Here is a 15,454-nt window from a genome sequence, read left to right as displayed (position 1 = left end):
TTGAACGGTACGAGGGATGGGTAAGGCAATCACTGGCCCGGCGCGCGCTGGCGCCAGGCTTGGGAACGTTGCAGCAGGCCACGCGAGGCCCAGGCCAGGAGCAGCGAAACGCTGGCGCTGGTCAGCAGAATCAGGGTCGACATCGCCGCCGCGCCGCCGACGTTGCCGGCATCGTCCATGTTCAACACGGCGACGGCGGCGAGGATGGTGTCCGGGCTGTAGAGGAAGATCGCCGCCGACACCGTGGTCATCGCCGACACGAACAGGTAGCGGATGATGTCCAGCAGTGCCGGCAGGCAGATCGGTACGGTGACCCGCAGAAAGTGCCGGTACAGCGGCGCCTTGAGCGACAGCGCAGCGGCTTCGAACTCACCGTCGAGCTGGCGCAGGGCGGTGGTCGCGGTCATGTTTGCGGTGGTCAAATAGTGAGCAATGGTGCACACCACCAGCAGCGCCATGCTGCCGTAGAACACATGCAGCGGGTTGCTGGTCAGGTTGAAGAAGAACACGTAGCCCAGACCCAGAACCAAACCGGGTACCGCCATCGGCACGAAGCTGAGCAAGCGCAGCAGCAGATTGAGTGAACGCTGGCCCTTGGTTTTTTCCATCAGGTAGGCGCCGGTGAAAATCACCGCGCTGCCGATCAATGCGGTTCCCAGTGCCATGGTCAGGCTGTTGGTGTAAGCCAGCCAGCCACCGCCGGCGGTTTCATCGAACTGATAGTGCTTGAGCGACAAGGTCATGTTGTAGGGCCAGAAGGTCACCAGCGACGAGTACACCGCCATGCCCACCACCAACAGCAACACCGCACAGACCGTCAGCACCACAGCGAGGAACCAGGCATCGCGACGACGCGACGGCTGCGGGATGAACACCTGGGCACGGCCACTCATGGCATCGCCCTGACGGCGGCGCAGCCAGGCATCGACGGTAAAGCTGAGCAGCGCCGGTACCAGCAGCACCATGCCGATCAACGCACCACGACCGAACTGCTGCTGACCGACCACCGCCTTGTAGGCTTCCAGCGCCAGCACCTGATAGTCGCCACCAACCACTACCGGTACACCGAAATCGGTGATGGTCAGGGTGAACACCAGGCAGAACGCCGCGAACACCGCCTGACGGGTCGCCGGCCAGGTGATGCTATGGAAGGCGCGCCAAGGACCGGCGCCCATGCTCGAAGCAGCATCGAACAAGCGCGCGTCGGCCAGCGACAGCGCCGACAGCAAGATCATCAGGGCATGTGGAAAGGTGTAGATGGCCTCACCGAGGACGATGCCCCAGAAGCCATAGATATTGTCGCTGAGCAGCCCGCGCAGCAGCCCCTGGTTGCCGAACAGGTAAACCAGGGCAATGGCTGGCAGCATCGACGGCGCCAGCAAGGGCAGCAGCGAAATGCCACGCCAGATGCGCTTGCCGGGGATCAGCGTGCGTTGCAAAGCATAGGCGAACAGGTAGGCCAGCGGCACCACAATCGCGGCGACGCTGAGCGAAACTTTGAGGCTGTTACCCAACAGCCAGTGAAAGTTGGCGCTGGCAAACAGTTCACGTGCGGCAACCAGACCACCGCCCTGCCCGGCATCACTGCTGAAGCCGCGCCAGAAGATCGCCAGCAGCGGCATCAGCACCGCAACCGTCAGCAAGAGCAGCAGCAACCATTTACCGCCGACCACGAACAGTCGATCACCCAGTGAAGCGCCGGAGCGCTGTGCTGCCTTCGCCTGCGCGATCGGCATGGCCATTGGCGCGGCCATCTCAGGCAAACACCTGCAGGCTGCGCGGTGGCAGGGCGACCCAGATGTCCTGCGAACCCAGGCGCGGCATCGACTCCGGCGCGACTTCGGCCAACAGTGCGTGACCCGGCAGCTCGTTGAACTCGAAACTCATGCGGCAGCGGTTACCGAGGAAGGTGATTTCGCGCACCCGCGCCGGAAACAGGTTCTCTTCATGCACCGGCGGGTTGACGCTGATCGCTTCAGGACGGCAGAACAAACGACCGCTGCGGGCCTGGCCGGCACCGTCGGCCAGGCGCATGTTCAGGCCGCCGACCTGCGCATGGCTGTCGGTGTGGCGCTGGAACGGCAGCCAGTTGCCCTGGCCAACGAACTCGGCCACAAACGGTGTGGCGGGTTTGTCGTAGATTTCCTGGGGCGTGGCGTATTGCTCGACCTGACCGTTGTTCATCACCGCGATACGGTCGGCCATGAGCATGGCTTCGTCCTGGTTGTGGGTGACCATCAGGGTGGTGATGCCCAACTGGCGTTGCAACTGACGCAGCTCGGTACACAGGTGCTCACGAACCCGGGCGTCGAGGGCCGACATCGGCTCGTCGAGCAGCAGCAACGAAGGTGCCGGAGCCAAGGCGCGCGCCAGAGCTACCCGTTGCTGTTGGCCACCGGAAAGCTGGCCGGGGTACTTTTTCTCGCTGCCGGACAGACCGACCAGCTCGAGCATCTGCGCCACCCGCTGGCGCACCTCATCACGACCGCTACCGGCCAGACCGTAGGCGATGTTGGCTTCAACTGTCAGGTTCGGAAACAGCGCATAAGACTGAAACAGGATGCCGTAGTCACGGGCCTGGGGCGGCAACTCGGAGATGTCGCGATCGCCGATGTACAGGGTGCCACGGTCCTGGCGTTCGAGGCCGGCGATGCAGCGCAGCAGCGTGGTCTTGCCACAGCCGGACGGGCCGAGCAGGCACACCAGTTCACCGGCGGCGATGTCGAGGGAGACATCCTGCAGGGCGGTAAAGGCGCCGAAGCGCTTGTGGATACCGCGCACTTTCATCTGTGCGCCTGGGTTTGCGACCGGAGTGTTCATGGCAGGACCTCATCGAACGAATGAGGGCCATGCTAGGGAGGTAATGCGAAGGTTCTGTGGCTGGGAAGCAAAAGATGGTGATAGTGGTATAGGCAGATTTTGGTGTGGCGGGGGGTTGGCAAGGCTACGCCTTGCATCGCCGGCAACGCCGGCTCCCACAATGGATACTCACCACTGACACTGTGGGAGCCGGCCTTGCCGGCGAATCGGGCGCAAAGCGCCCGCCTGCTATATCTCCAGCGCCGACACTTCCTGCGCCAACCCCAGAAAAGCCGCAGGCAACCGCGCCTGCCTGCGCTCCTTCAGGCAATACAGGTATTCATGCATCACCGGCGCATTGTCCAGGCTCAACACCCGCAGCTCAGGGTTATGCGGCACTTCATGACGGGCAATGATGCTGATGCCGATGTTGCGCAACACCGCTTCACGGATCGACTCGCGGCTGCCGATCTCCAGCATCGAACCGACCTTGACCCCGGCCTCTTCCAGCATCTGCTCGGTCAGTTTGCGTGTCGTCGAGCCTTGCTCACGAACCAGCAGACAATGCCCGGCCAGTGCCGACAGCGGCAGCGATTCACGGCTGGCCAATGGATGATTGCGATGCACCGCCACCACCAATGGATCAGTGCCCAGCACCCGCCGTACCAGGCGCGCGTCTTCCAGCAGCTGTGACGAAGCAGCCAGGTCCACGCGATAGTCCTCCAGCAACTCCAGCACCTGCTGGGAGTTGCCGATTTCCACCGAAACTTCCACCTGCGGCAAGCGCTCGCGAAAGATCTTCACCAGATCGAGGATGTAGTACGGCGCGGTGGCGGCAATGCGCAAACTGCCCTGGCCCTGACCACTGTTGCGCAGGAAGAACTCGATATCGGCTTCCTGCTGCAACAGGGTCTTGACCATCGGCAGCAACCGCGCGCCGTCATCGCTTAGGGTCAGGCGCCGACCGCCACGGTAGAACAGCTCCACCGCGTACTGGCTTTCCAGATTGCGGATCTGCGTGGTCACCGTCGGTTGGCTGAGCCCGAGTTTCTTCGCCGCCAGGGTAATGCTGCCCAGGCGGGCAACCATGTAGAAGGCTTTCAACTCGGAACTCAACATACATCCTCTATTTTCGCAGCAGGCGCAGGCCGTTGAAGACCACTAGCAAACTCACGCCCATATCGGCGAACACCGCCATCCACATGGTTGCCATGCCGGCGAAGGTGATCGCCAGAAAGATTGCCTTGATTCCCAGCGCCAGCACGATGTTCTGGGTCAGGATCGTAGCGGTCTGACGCGAGAGCCTGACGAAGGCCGGGATTTTGCGCAAGTCATCATCCATCAGCGCCACGTCGGCGGTCTCGATCGCCGTGTCGGTACCGGCCGCGGCCATGGCAAAGCCGATCTCCGAGCGCGCCAGTGCCGGGGCGTCGTTGATGCCGTCACCGACCATGCCGACCCGATGCCCTTGGCCGTACAGGTCCTCGATGGTCTTGAGCTTGTCGGCCGGCAACAGGTTGCCATGGGCCTGGTCGATGCCGACCTGAGCGGCGATGGCCTGAGCGGTGTGAGGATTGTCGCCGGTAAGCATGACAGTCTTGATACCCAGCTCATGCAGTTCGGCAATTGCCTCGCGGCTGCTGTCCTTGACGGTGTCAGCTACCGCGAACAGGGCCAGCGGGCCTGACTTGTCGAGCAGCAGTACTACGGTCTTGCCCTGACGCTCCAAGGCATCGAGCTGTGCTTCGAGCTGCGGCGAGCACAGGCCGAGCTCTTCGACCAGACGATGGTTGCCCAGGTGGTACAGCTCACCGTCCACTTCGCCGCGCACGCCACGACCGGCCAGAGCTTCGAACGCCGAGACTTCACTCAGGGTCAGTTGCTGCTCGTTGGCCAATACCGCAATGGCACGTGACACCGGGTGATCGGAACGGTCGGCAAGGCTGGCAGCCAGCGCCTGGGCGCGGCCTTCGAACAGCGGATCAAGCACGACATGATTGGTCTGTACCGGCTTGCCGTGGGTGATTGTGCCAGTCTTGTCCAGCGCCAGGAAATCGAGCTTGCGCCCGCCTTCCAGATACACCCCGCCCTTGACCAGAATGCCTTTGCGCGCCGCTGCGGCCAGGCCGCTGACGATGGTCACCGGAGTGGAGATCACCAGCGCGCATGGGCAGGCCACCACCAGCAGCACCAGGGCGCGGTAAATCCAGTCGAACCAGGCGCCGGCCATGAACAGCGGAGGTATCACCGCAACCGCCAGGGCAAAGGCGAACACCGCCGGGGTGTAGATCCGCGAGAACTGGTCAACGAAACGTTGAGTCGGTGCACGGGCACCCTGGGCCTCTTCCACGGCCTTGATGATCCGTGCCAACGTCGATTGCCCGGCAGCTGCCGTCACCCGGTATTCCAGGGCACCGGCCTGGTTGATGGTGCCAGCGAAAACCTTGTCGCCCGGGCCTTTTTCCACCGGCAGGCTCTCACCGGTAATCGGCGCCTGGTCGATGCTCGACTGGCCACTGACCACCTCGCCATCCAGGCCGATGCGCTCACCGGGGCGCACTCGCACCAGCGCGCCCAGTGCCACTTGCTTGACCTCGATTTCACGCCACTGGCCGTCAGCCTGCTGCACCGTGGCCATGTCCGGGCTCAGTTGCATCAGCCCGCCAATCGCATTGCGCGCACGGTCCAGCGAGCGCGCTTCGATCAGCTCGGCGACGGTAAACAGGAACATGACCATGGCCGCTTCCGGCCACTGGCCGATCAGCACCGCGCCGGTGACGGCGATGCTCATCAGCGCGTTGATGTTCAGGTTGCGGTTCTTCAGGGCAATCCAGCCCTTTTTATAGGTGCCCAGGCCGCAACTGAGGATCGACACCAACGCCACCAGCGCCACCACCCAGGAAGGCGCCAGCTCGGCGAAGTGAATGCCTTCGGCGGCAATGGCCGCAACCCCGGACAGCGCCAGCGGCCACCAGTGCTTTTTCCCCGGAGCCGGCGGCGCGGCAGGTTCTTCGCTGCTCTCGGTCAGTGGCTCGGCCTGCATACCCAGCGAAGCGACCGCCTGCTCGATGGCCAGGGTATCGCTGTGGGTGTGGCGCACCCCGAGGATACGGTTGATCAGGTTGAACTCCAGCTGCTCGACGCCTGTCAGCTTGCCCAGTTTGTTCTGGATCAGGGTCTGTTCGGTCGGGCAGTCCATGGCCTCGATCCGGAAGCGGCTCAGGCGCGCATCGCCACTGGCCGCTTCACTCAGCTGCACCAGAGAGGGTGCGGCATCGTGGGAGCAGCAGCTGTGGGCATGCTTATGGCTGGCGTGATCATGCGGGTCTTTACCCGGGGTATGGCTGACAGGCTGGTTCATGGGTTCATCCTTAAATGTCCTGTTGCCAAGTGAACACCCTGTAGCCACTATAGGGTCAAGCAACCTGCCGAGGTATTTTCAGATGAAGATCGGAGAACTGGCCAAAGCCACCGACTGCGCAGTGGAAACCATCCGTTATTACGAGCGGGAGAGCCTGCTGCCGGAGCCTGCGCGCAGCGAGGGTAATTACCGGATGTACACCCAGGCCCACGTCGAGCGCCTGACCTTCATCCGCAACTGCCGCACCCTCGACATGACCCTGGAAGAAATCCGCAGCCTGCTGCGCCTGCGCGACAGCCCGGATGACCAGTGTGAAAGCGTCAACGCCTTGATCGACGAGCATATCCAGCACGTCAATGCGCGAATCGAAGGGTTGCAGGCGTTGCAGGCGCAATTGCTGGAGCTGCGCCAGCATTGTCATCCCAAGGAAGTGCAGTGCTCGATCCTCCAGCATCTGGAGGTCAATGGTGCGGTGACGGCTCCCGAGGCCGAGCATTCACATGTAGGCAGAAGCCACGGCCACTGACGAAAAACCACCCGGTGGGAGCGGGCTTGCCCCGCGATAGCGGTCTGTCATTCACATCTCATCGCGGGGCAAGCCCGCTCCCACCGAACAGCCAGCTGCTTTCAGACCACTCCTACGAATGCTGTCGCGCTTTCTCATTGTTGAGAAGGTTCATGAGGACTAGTTTCCTCAGGACGTCGCGCTGATGTACGCCGACACGGAGCATTGACCATCACCAAGGAGTGGCACTATGGCGTTTGACGCATTCATAAAAATCGACGGTATTCCTGGCGAAGCGCTGGACGAAACATACCGGGACTGGATTGAAATCACCGGCTATAGCTTTGGGGCCCACCAAAGCACCTCCGCAACCGCCAGCTCGGCGGGCGGCGCATCCTCTGGCCGCACGACCATGACCGCATTCACGTTCACCAAGGCAATGGATAAATCCAGCTGCAAGCTGCTGGAAGCCAGTTGCGCAGGCGAGCACTTGAAAGAAGTGACCTTGGCGCTTTGTCGTGCGGGCACTGACAAACTCAAGTACTTCGAGATTGTTCTTGAGCAAGTCATCATCGCTGACTACATGCAAAACGCTGGTGCAGGTGTCCCTCAGGAAGTAGTGCAGCTGGATTTCGGTCGCATCAAAACCACCTACACCCAGCAAAAGCGTAGCGATGGTGCCGGCGGCGGCAATGTCGCAGGCGGCTGGGATCGAATTGGCAACAAACGGTATTCGTGAGGCGAACATGGCTGAGCCTCAGGTTTTTATCAATACCAGAACCCAGACCTTCGATTCCTTGAGGGCCGGGCTTAACCTTTCCGGTATCGCGAATCGCAAATTCATAGCCCTCAACAGCCACATCGCCAACAGCGTTGTGCTGGCGGGGGAGCTCGTCATCCTCGGCGATCTGTCCACGCCATCAAGTACCAGCCAAGAGGCCTACATGATGGCCAGGGCGAATGAAGTTCATATCGCCCTGCTGTCGAATAACACTGACGCCGACGACTTTCTGCTGGACAACTTTGACCTGCTCCAGAACATGCTCGCCCATGGCGCCCTCGGCGCAGGGGTGGTAAGTGACGCCTGGAGCAAACACCTGGAAGCCATTCGTAAATCCTTGCTCGACATCGAAAAGCTCCATAACGAATATTTGCGTACGGGCTCGCCAGCGGCTCGAGACAAGTTCTATGTCGAGCGTGCCGTGTTATTCGGCAAGCTGGGGTCTCAGCTAGACAACGTGGCGGCATACGGTGCCGGATTGCAGCAACAGGGGTCCATCAAGCGAATGTTGGGCATTTCCACGAAGAGCTTCCTGCACAAGGGCGAAATCGACGGCTACGCCGGCAAGATCAGCGGTGTGGCCAAAGCTGCGAAATTTGTGAAAAAAGGTACTTACATAGGTACCGCACTGGAGGTCGCATCCACCGCGCTTAGTATTCAAAAAGCCTGTTCATTGGGCCGGGAAGAGCAGTGCAGGAAGGCCAAGTATGTGGAGGGGAGCTCATTGGTGGGTGGATTAGCGGGGGGCGCCGGGGGAGGAGTTGCAGGAGGCTATGCCGCAGTACAGGGCTGCATCATCGTTTTAGGCATCGCCAGTGGCGGCCTAGGAGCCCTAGTGTGCGGTGTCGTAGGCGGGGCGGTGGGAGGTTGGGCAGGAGGCAAAATCGGACAGTCCGGTGGCGAGCAGTTCGGTGAGTATTTATATGGGGAATATACTAAATGACTCAGGTACCTATAGGCCTAATTGCAGGCTTCGTCTTAGTACCATCATTTTTTATATTAATTTGGTTAGCCTACGTGGCACATGCTTACACAGAAAAGGCGGAAGCTTATTTAAGCAACAGTAGTATTGTCGTGGGTACCAGATCAATATATTCGCAAGCAGGCTTGCCGGGGAAAGCTATACGTATTGGCGGCCTTACCATGGCCTTGATATTCAAAAACGCATACATAAAGAAAGGGCTATTAGATCCAGATGAGGAAAAGCAATTTCCGGATAATCTGAAGCGACTGCTGGTCATATCGTGGAGCTTGCATATGTTGGTATGTGCTGCCTGGATGGCATTTGGCATTCACTCTTATTTTATAGGGTCTTCTACTCTTATTTCCTAAAGTGATGATAGCTTGCGCAAATATGACCAACCTTATCGCAGGCCAATCCCGCGATAAGGTTAGTGATTATCTGCAAAAATGAACTTGCCGACAATTGCAGTCAATCAGACCGCCATCGGTGCCGTCATCGGCGCATGGTGCTCGTAACGCGATGGGCGGAAAGATCGGTGGTGACATCGGTAGTGACAGAGGCGAGGTGCTGGGTGACTTTTTGTATCGTGTGGTATCGGAATGAATGAAGTCGATCCAGGACTGGTTGCGCTGCTGATCTTCGCCCCTATGGGGCTGGCTATCATCGTGCAGTGTTACATTGCCCATAAATACACCGAGCGCTTTGAGTCATTGCTGACGAATTGCGCCTTCGTGACAGGCAATAAAAATATTTATCAGCATGCAGGCTTGCTGGGCAAGGTCATGCGCACGGGATTGATCTCTATGGTGTTGGCCACACCTAGGATCTTCGTGCGCAGAGGGTTGATCGACTTTGATGAAGTGAAACGCTTCCCGACGCGGATGAGACGGTTGCTGGTAAGCCTGTTGTGCATTCACATCGTGCTGTCAGCCGCGATGGTCATTTCCTATTATGCACAGCCCTGAGCCTTAACTGACTGGCCTTAGCTTTATAGCGGCAAGCGTCCGCCAACTCACCTTGCGGGAAGAAGAAGGCTCTCTTTAAATTCATAGAGCCTCGATAGCCTGCTCAAACAGGACCAACCTTATCGCAGGCCAATCCCGCGATAAGGTTAGCGGTTGTCTGCAAAAGTGAACTTGCCGACAGTTGCAGCCAATCAAACCGCCATCGGCGCCGTCATCGGTGCATGGTGCTCGTAACCTTCCAGGCTGAAGTCGCTCGGCTCGACCTTCTCCAGCCACTCCGGCTCGTACACACCAGTCTTGGCATACTCAGGCACGCGATCATTGATCACCAGCTTCGGCGCCGCCAGCGGCTCGCGCTTGAGCTGTTCGTTGAGCATGTCGAGGTGGTTCTCGTACACATGCGCATCACCGATGAAGTAGGTGAACCAGCGCGGCGTGTAGCCGGTCAGGCGACCGACCAGCGACAGCAGTGCGGCGCCTTCGGTGAGGTTGAACGGTGTGCCCAGGCCCAGGTCGTTGGAGCGGATGTAGAGGGTCAGGGAGATTTCCCTGGTCTCGACATTCGGGTGGAACTGGTACAGCAGGTGGCACGGCGGCAGGGCCATTTCGTCGAGCTGCGCGCAGTTCCAGCCGTGGAACAGGATGCGGCGGCTGCCCGGGTCTTTGTGGATGGTGTCGATGCACTGGCGAATCTGGTCGATGGCCTTGTACAGCACCACAAAGGCTTCGCCGTCTTCTTCGGCTTCGGCAATTTTCTGGAAGCCCTGGCTCTGCGCCAGTTCGATCGCGGCCGGGTTGCTCAGCGGGATACGCTTGTAGGCCGGCCACTGGCGCCATTGCACGCCGTAGATCTCGCCGAGGTCGTCATGCCCCTGGCGGAACGGGTTGGCCAGCCACTGGGCGTTTTCGTTGGCGTTCTGGTCCCAGACCTTGCAGCCCAGTTCACGGAACTCGCCGGCATTTTTAACGCCGCGCAGGAAGCCGACCATTTCACCGATGGCCGACTTGAACGCCAGCTTGCGGGTGGTGATGGCCGGAAAGCCTTTCTGCAGGTCGAAGCGCAGCATGGCGCCAGGCAGGCTGATGGTGCGGATACCGGTACGGTTACCTTGCAGGGTGCCGTTTTCGATGACGTCGCGGACCAGATCTAGATACTGTTTCATGGCTTACCTGTAGCAAAGACGGCAGGGGATCGCCCTGCCGTGGAAAATCAAACGGCGGCCTTGACCGTGGGTTTGCGGTTGTAGGCCCACCAGATCAGGAAGATGCCACCGACAATCATCGGCACGCAGAGCAACTGACCCATGGTCAACCAGCCGAAGGCGATGTAGCCAAGCTGGGCATCGGGTACCCGCACAAACTCTACGATGAAACGGAAAATACCGTAGAACAGCGCGAACATGCCGGAAACGGCCATGGTCGGGCGCGGTTTGCGCGAGTACAGCCAAAGGATCAGGAATAATGCCACACCTTCCAGGGCGAACTGGTACAGCTGCGACGGGTGACGCGGCAATTGCGCCGGATCGCTGAACGGCGGGAAGACCATGGCCCATGGCACATCAGTGGCCTTGCCCCACAGCTCAGCGTTGATGAAGTTGCCGATCCGTCCGGCGCCCAGGCCAATCGGCACCAGCGGCGCAACGAAGTCCATCAACTCGAAGAACGACTTGTTGTTGCGCTTGCCGAACCACAAGGCCGCGAGCATTACGCCGATGAAGCCGCCGTGGAACGACATGCCGCCCTTCCACACTTCGAAGATCAGCGCCGGGTTGGCCAGGTAGGCATGCAGGTCATAGAACAGCACATAACCCAGGCGCCCGCCGACGATTACGCCCATCGACAGCCAGAACACCAGGTCCGAGAGCTTTTCGCGGCTCCAGGTCGGGTCGAAGCGGTTCAGCCGCCGCGAGGCCAGCAGCCAGGCGCCGCCGATGCCGACCAGGTACATCAGGCCGTACCAGTGAATTTTCAGCGGTCCCAGGGCAACGGCCACGGGATCTATCTGCGGGTAAGGCAGCATGGTGACTCCTCTCGTTAAAGCAAAAAGCTTAAGCCCACGCAGAACAGCAGCGCGGCGAACAGCCGCTTGAGCAGGCGTGGCGACAATTTGTGCGCCAGACGCGCGCCGAAGCGGGCAAAAAACATACTGGTCAGGGCGATCCCCAGCAGCGCGGGCAGATAGACAAAGCCCAGGCTATGCGCCGGCAGGTGCGGGTCGTGCCAGCCCAGCCAGATGAAACTCAGCGCGCTGGCCACGGCAATCGGGAAACCGCAAGCCGAGGACGTTGCCACGGCCTGCTGCATCGGCAGGCTGCGCCAGGTCAGGAACGGCACGGTCAACGAGCCGCCACCGATGCCGAAAATCGCCGAGGCCCAACCGATCACGCTACCTGCGGCCGTCAGTCCGGGCTTGCCGGGAATGCTGCGGCTGGCCTTGGGCTTGAGGTCCAGGGCCATTTGCGCGGCAATCACCAGGGCAAACACGCCGATGATCTTCTGCAGCATCGGCCCCTGGATCGCCGAAGCGGTCTTGGCACCGATACCGGCGCCGACCAGGATCCCCAGGGTCATCCAGACAAAGATCGGCCACTGCACCGCACCCTTGCGATGGTGCTCGCGAATGGCATTGATCGAGGTAAAGACAATGGTCGCCAGCGACGTGCCCACCGCCAGGTGGGTGAGCACCGAGGCATCGAAACCCTGCAAGGTGAAACTGAACACCAGCACCGGCACGATGATGATGCCACCGCCAACGCCGAACAGCCCGGCCAGCACGCCTGCGCAGGCGCCCAGCAGCAAATAGAGCACGAATTCCATTGTCGCCCCCGTCAATTCAGTCCGGCATGGTAACGGAAGGGAGGCCTGCGGCTCTAGTGAAGACACACTTAGTCGATGGATCAGACCCGCCGCTATGGGTAGAGTGGGCAAAAACACAGAGGTCCACCTATGTGTCTGATCGTTTTCGCCTGGCGGCCCGGGCATGCCCAGCCGCTGATCGTCGCGGCCAACCGCGATGAGTTCTATGCCCGTCCCAGCCGCATGCTGGGCGCCTGGGACGATGCGCCCGGGGTATATGCCGGGCGCGACCTGGAAGCGGGCGGTACCTGGCTGGGCGTAGGGCCAGCGGGGCGTTTTGCCGCGCTGACCAATATTCGCGACCCGCAGCAAGTCCTGGGTGCACGTTCACGGGGCGAGCTGGTGGCAGCCTTTTTGCGGGGTGATCTAGGGGTCGAAGCCTATCTTGACCAGGTCGCCAGCCGCAGCCAGCAGTATTCGGGGTTCAATCTGCTGGTGGGCGATAACGGCGCACTGGGCTACCTGAGCGCCCGTGAGGCGCAGGTACGGCTGCTTGGCGAAGGTGTTTATGGCCTGTCCAACGCCGGGCTGGATACGCCCTGGCCGAAGCTGGTCAAGGCCCGTGCCGGGTTGACGCAACATCTGGCCGACCCGCAGCCCGAGGCCTTGTTGGCGTTGCTTGGGGATAACCTGCAAGCGGCGGACGGCGAACTGCCGGAGACCGGCGTAGGGCTGAGTACCGAGCGGTTACTGTCGAGTGTGTTTATCGCCAGCCAGAACTACGGGACGCGGGCCAGTACGGTGTTGATTGTCGAGGCAGATGGTCGGCGGCGATTGGTGGAGCGCAGTTTCGGGCCGTTTGGCGGGCATCTGGGAGAAGTGGATTTGCAGGTCTGACGCTATCGCCGGCAAGGCCGGCTCCCACAGGAGCTGATGCACACTGTTCCATTGTGGGAGCCGGCCTTGCCGGCGATGCCTGTGAGAATCACAGATTCTTCGCCGACCCCGGATTGATCATCCGCGCCAGCCCCAGGTTTTTCAGGGCCAATTGCAGCGAACTGTGGATAACTTGCGGGTTGTCGATGCCCATGGCCTGGGCCAGCAGCTCCTGGGACTTGCTCAGGCTGACCTGACGCAGCATCCATTTCACCTTCGGCAAGTTGGTGGCGTTCATCGACAGGCTGTCGAAACCCATGGCCATCAGCAGCACTGCGGCCGCCGGATCGCCGGCCATCTCGCCGCAAATACTTACCGGCTTGCCTTCGGCATGGGCGTCGCGCACCACGTTCTGCAGGGCTTGCAGCACGGCCGGATGCAGGTAGTCGTAGAGGTCGGCAACCCGCGGGTTGTTACGGTCGACCGCCAACAGGTACTGGGTCAGGTCGTTGGAACCGACCGACAGGAAGTCCACCTGGCGCGCCAGTTCGCGGGTCTGGTACACCGCAGCCGGGATCTCGATCATCACCCCCACCGGCGGCATCGGCACGTCGGTGCCTTCGTCACGCACCTCGCCCCAGGCCCGGTGAATCAGGTGCAGGGCTTCTTCAAGTTCGTGGATACCGGAAATCATCGGCAGCAGAATGCGCAGGTTGTTCAGGCCTTCGCTGGCCTTGAGCATAGCGCGGGTCTGCACCAGGAAGATTTCCGGGTGGTCGAGGGTCACGCGGATACCGCGCCAGCCAAGGAACGGGTTGTCTTCCTTGATCGGGAAATACGACAGCGCCTTGTCGCCACCGATGTCCAGGCTGCGCATGGTCACCGGCAAGGGATGGAAGGCCGCCAGTTGCTCGCGGTAAATCGCCAGCTGCTCCTTTTCGCTGGGGAAGCGCTGGTTGATCATGAACGGCACTTCGGTGCGGTACAGGCCGACCCCTTCGGCACCACGCTGCTGGGCGCGGGCGACATCGGCAAGCAGGCCGGTGTTGACCCACAGCGGCATACGGTGGCCATCGAGGGTGATACACGGCAGTTCACGCAAGGCATCCAGGCCCTGGGCCAGCTGGCGCTCTTCCTCGACCACTTCGGCATACTGCTTGCGCAGCACGTCGCTGGGGTTGGTGTAGACATCGCCCTTGTAGCCATCGACGATCATGTCGATGCCGTCGACCTTCGAATACGGCAGGTCAACCAGGCCCATCACGGTCGGAATACCCATGGCCCGGGCCAGGATCGCGACGTGGGAGTTACCTGAGCCAAGAACTGAAACCAGGCCGACCAGCTTGCCTTCCGGCACTTCGCCGAGCATTGCCGGGGTCAGTTCTTCGCTGATCAGAATGGTGTTATCGGGATAGACCAGTGTCTGCTGCCGTGCTTCCTGCAGGTAGGCCAGCAGACGCCGGCCCAGATCCTTCACATCGGAAGCCCTCTCGCGCAGGTAGGCGTCGTCCATCAGCTCGAAGCGGTTGACGTGCTCGCCCACCACCTGGCGCAAGGCGCCCTGGGCCCACTGCCCGGTCTTGATCACCTGCACCACTTCGCCGCCGAGGGCCGCGTCTTCGAGCATCATCAGGTAGACGTCGAACAACGCGCGCTCTTCCGGGCGCAACTGAGTGGCGAGTTTGGCGGACAGGCTGCGCATGTCGGCGCGAACGCCTTCCAGCGCATTGTTGAAGAGTTTGAGTTCGGCGTCGATGTCATCCACCGACTTGTCCGGCACCACATCGAGATCGGCCGGTGGCAGCATGACCACCGCCTTGCCCACCGCAGCGCCGGGCGAACCGGGCACGCCAACGAACTTGGCCTCCTGAATGCCTTTGCCCTGACGGCCAAGACCACGGATCGAGCCGGTGGCCTCGGCATGCGCGATTACGCCGGCCAGCTGAGCGCTCATGGTCACCAGGAAGGCTTCTTCACCTTCGTCGAACTGGCGCCGCTCTTTTTGCTGGATGACCAGAACCCCGACCACCCGCCGGTGGTGAATGATCGGCGCACCGAGGAACGAGGCGAAACGCTCTTCACCGGTTTCAGCGAAGTAACGGTAACGCGGGTGGTCGGCGGCGTTTTCCAGGTTCAGCGGCTCTTCCCGGGTGCCGACCAGACCGACCAGGCCCTCGTTAGGGGCCATGCTGACCTTGCCGATCGAACGCTTGTTCAAGCCTTCGGAGGCCATCAGCACGAAACGGTTGGTCTCCGGGTCAAGCAGGTAGACCGAGCATACCTGACTGCCCATGGCCTCTTTGACGCGCAACACAATGATCCCCAACGCCGTCTTGAGATCCTTGGCGGAGTTAACTTCCTGGACGATCTTGCGCAGCGTATTGAGCATGGCTCGGGGTCGAACTCC

The 15,454-nt window shown here is 61.0% G+C and carries 14 protein-coding genes; 6 read left to right on the top strand and 8 right to left on the bottom strand.

Translation table 11 applies throughout. The features are described from left to right. Positions 1-29: 29 nt before the first annotated feature. From AC07OF_RS08290 to AC07OF_RS08275, 4 genes are all read right to left on the bottom strand, one after another. Entirely contained in the window at positions 30-1,754 is a 1,725-nt protein-coding gene (locus tag AC07OF_RS08290; RefSeq protein ID WP_157190773.1) for a putative 2-aminoethylphosphonate ABC transporter permease subunit, read from the bottom strand. Position 1,755: 1 nt separating this feature from the next. Next, on the bottom strand, positions 1,756-2,820 hold the full coding sequence (locus tag AC07OF_RS08285) for a putative 2-aminoethylphosphonate ABC transporter ATP-binding protein (RefSeq protein ID WP_157190772.1): 1,065 nt from the start codon (positions 2,818-2,820) through the stop codon (positions 1,756-1,758). A gap of 228 nt (positions 2,821-3,048) precedes the next feature. Further along, positions 3,049-3,918: a LysR family transcriptional regulator gene (locus AC07OF_RS08280; protein WP_157190771.1), complete on the bottom strand. Its 870-nt coding sequence runs from the start codon at positions 3,916-3,918 to the stop codon at positions 3,049-3,051. Positions 3,919-3,925: 7 nt separating this feature from the next. Then, positions 3,926-6,160, bottom strand: a complete 2,235-nt coding sequence (locus AC07OF_RS08275) for a heavy metal translocating P-type ATPase (RefSeq protein ID WP_495072756.1) — start codon at positions 6,158-6,160, stop codon at positions 3,926-3,928. An 82-nt stretch (positions 6,161-6,242) separates the two neighbouring features. On the opposite strand from AC07OF_RS08275, the gene cadR reads away from it, so the two are divergent. From cadR to AC07OF_RS08250, 5 genes are all read left to right on the top strand, one after another. Further along, positions 6,243-6,686 (top strand): Cd(II)/Pb(II)-responsive transcriptional regulator, encoded by a 444-nt coding sequence (gene cadR / locus AC07OF_RS08270; RefSeq protein ID WP_495072755.1) that lies wholly within the window; start codon positions 6,243-6,245, stop codon positions 6,684-6,686. Positions 6,687-6,915: 229 nt separating this feature from the next. Further along, the gene (locus AC07OF_RS08265) at positions 6,916-7,404 is read left to right on the top strand and encodes an Hcp family type VI secretion system effector (RefSeq protein ID WP_342623884.1); all 489 of its coding nucleotides are present in this window, start codon (positions 6,916-6,918) and stop codon (positions 7,402-7,404) included. A gap of 7 nt (positions 7,405-7,411) precedes the next feature. After that, positions 7,412-8,389, top strand: coding sequence for a hypothetical protein (locus tag AC07OF_RS08260; protein WP_495072754.1), 978 nt, complete (start codon positions 7,412-7,414; stop codon positions 8,387-8,389). Continuing rightward, a complete protein-coding gene (locus AC07OF_RS08255; RefSeq protein WP_495072753.1) occupies positions 8,386-8,778 on the top strand; it encodes a hypothetical protein in 393 nt (130 codons plus the stop codon). The genes AC07OF_RS08260 and AC07OF_RS08255 overlap by 4 nt, the downstream gene beginning before the upstream one ends. A 231-nt stretch (positions 8,779-9,009) precedes the next feature. Beyond that, complete coding sequence (locus AC07OF_RS08250) at positions 9,010-9,375, top strand: hypothetical protein (protein WP_495072752.1); 366 nt, start codon at positions 9,010-9,012, stop codon at positions 9,373-9,375. A gap of 191 nt (positions 9,376-9,566) precedes the next feature. Here AC07OF_RS08250 and AC07OF_RS08245 read toward each other — a convergent pair whose 3' ends face one another. Genes AC07OF_RS08245 through AC07OF_RS08235 form a run of 3 tightly spaced genes read right to left on the bottom strand, consistent with a single transcriptional unit; the run spans position 9,567 to position 12,192 of the window. After that, positions 9,567-10,538, bottom strand: coding sequence for a thymidylate synthase (locus AC07OF_RS08245; RefSeq protein WP_191831210.1), 972 nt, complete (start codon positions 10,536-10,538; stop codon positions 9,567-9,569). A 47-nt stretch (positions 10,539-10,585) separates the two neighbouring features. Next, positions 10,586-11,395 (bottom strand): prolipoprotein diacylglyceryl transferase, encoded by an 810-nt coding sequence (gene lgt, locus AC07OF_RS08240; protein WP_342623881.1) that lies wholly within the window; start codon positions 11,393-11,395, stop codon positions 10,586-10,588. 14 nt (positions 11,396-11,409) lie between these two features. Then, positions 11,410-12,192 (bottom strand): sulfite exporter TauE/SafE family protein, encoded by a 783-nt coding sequence (locus tag AC07OF_RS08235; RefSeq protein WP_038605510.1) that lies wholly within the window; start codon positions 12,190-12,192, stop codon positions 11,410-11,412. 129 nt (positions 12,193-12,321) lie between these two features. Here AC07OF_RS08235 and AC07OF_RS08230 point away from each other — a divergent pair, with 129 nt between their 5' ends. After that, positions 12,322-13,068, top strand: a complete 747-nt coding sequence (locus tag AC07OF_RS08230) for an NRDE family protein (protein WP_157190761.1) — start codon at positions 12,322-12,324, stop codon at positions 13,066-13,068. A gap of 88 nt (positions 13,069-13,156) precedes the next feature. On the opposite strand, the gene ptsP is transcribed toward AC07OF_RS08230, so the two are convergent. Continuing rightward, entirely contained in the window at positions 13,157-15,436 is a 2,280-nt protein-coding gene (gene ptsP, locus AC07OF_RS08225; RefSeq protein ID WP_157190760.1) for a phosphoenolpyruvate--protein phosphotransferase, read from the bottom strand. Positions 15,437-15,454 lie beyond the last annotated feature (18 nt).

The organism is Pseudomonas sp. GW821-FHT10B02 (assembly GCF_059415665.1).
Note: the sequence above shows the minus strand (reverse complement) of the source record. Positions and strands in the feature narration are given on the sequence as shown.

Excerpts from the sequence above, each read along its gene's own strand:
- lgt (WP_342623881.1), bottom strand. The coding sequence starts at position 11,395 with ATGCTGCCTTACCCGCAGATAGATCCCGTGGCCGTTGCCCTGGGACCG.
- AC07OF_RS08290 (WP_157190773.1), bottom strand. The coding sequence starts at position 1,754 with ATGGCCGCGCCAATGGCCATGCCGATCGCGCAGGCGAAGGCAGCACAG.
- AC07OF_RS08280 (WP_157190771.1), bottom strand. The coding sequence starts at position 3,918 with ATGTTGAGTTCCGAGTTGAAAGCCTTCTACATGGTTGCCCGCCTGGGC.
- AC07OF_RS08275 (WP_495072756.1), bottom strand. The coding sequence starts at position 6,160 with ATGAACCAGCCTGTCAGCCATACCCCGGGTAAAGACCCGCATGATCAC.
- AC07OF_RS08245 (WP_191831210.1), bottom strand. The coding sequence starts at position 10,538 with ATGAAACAGTATCTAGATCTGGTCCGCGACGTCATCGAAAACGGCACC.
- cadR (WP_495072755.1), top strand. The coding sequence starts at position 6,243 with ATGAAGATCGGAGAACTGGCCAAAGCCACCGACTGCGCAGTGGAAACC.
- AC07OF_RS08285 (WP_157190772.1), bottom strand. The coding sequence starts at position 2,820 with ATGAACACTCCGGTCGCAAACCCAGGCGCACAGATGAAAGTGCGCGGT.
- AC07OF_RS08235 (WP_038605510.1), bottom strand. The coding sequence starts at position 12,192 with ATGGAATTCGTGCTCTATTTGCTGCTGGGCGCCTGCGCAGGCGTGCTG.
- AC07OF_RS08265 (WP_342623884.1), top strand. The coding sequence starts at position 6,916 with ATGGCGTTTGACGCATTCATAAAAATCGACGGTATTCCTGGCGAAGCG.
- AC07OF_RS08260 (WP_495072754.1), top strand. The coding sequence starts at position 7,412 with ATGGCTGAGCCTCAGGTTTTTATCAATACCAGAACCCAGACCTTCGAT.
- AC07OF_RS08250 (WP_495072752.1), top strand. The coding sequence starts at position 9,010 with ATGAATGAAGTCGATCCAGGACTGGTTGCGCTGCTGATCTTCGCCCCT.
- ptsP (WP_157190760.1), bottom strand. The coding sequence starts at position 15,436 with ATGCTCAATACGCTGCGCAAGATCGTCCAGGAAGTTAACTCCGCCAAG.
- AC07OF_RS08230 (WP_157190761.1), top strand. The coding sequence starts at position 12,322 with ATGTGTCTGATCGTTTTCGCCTGGCGGCCCGGGCATGCCCAGCCGCTG.
- AC07OF_RS08255 (WP_495072753.1), top strand. The coding sequence starts at position 8,386 with ATGACTCAGGTACCTATAGGCCTAATTGCAGGCTTCGTCTTAGTACCA.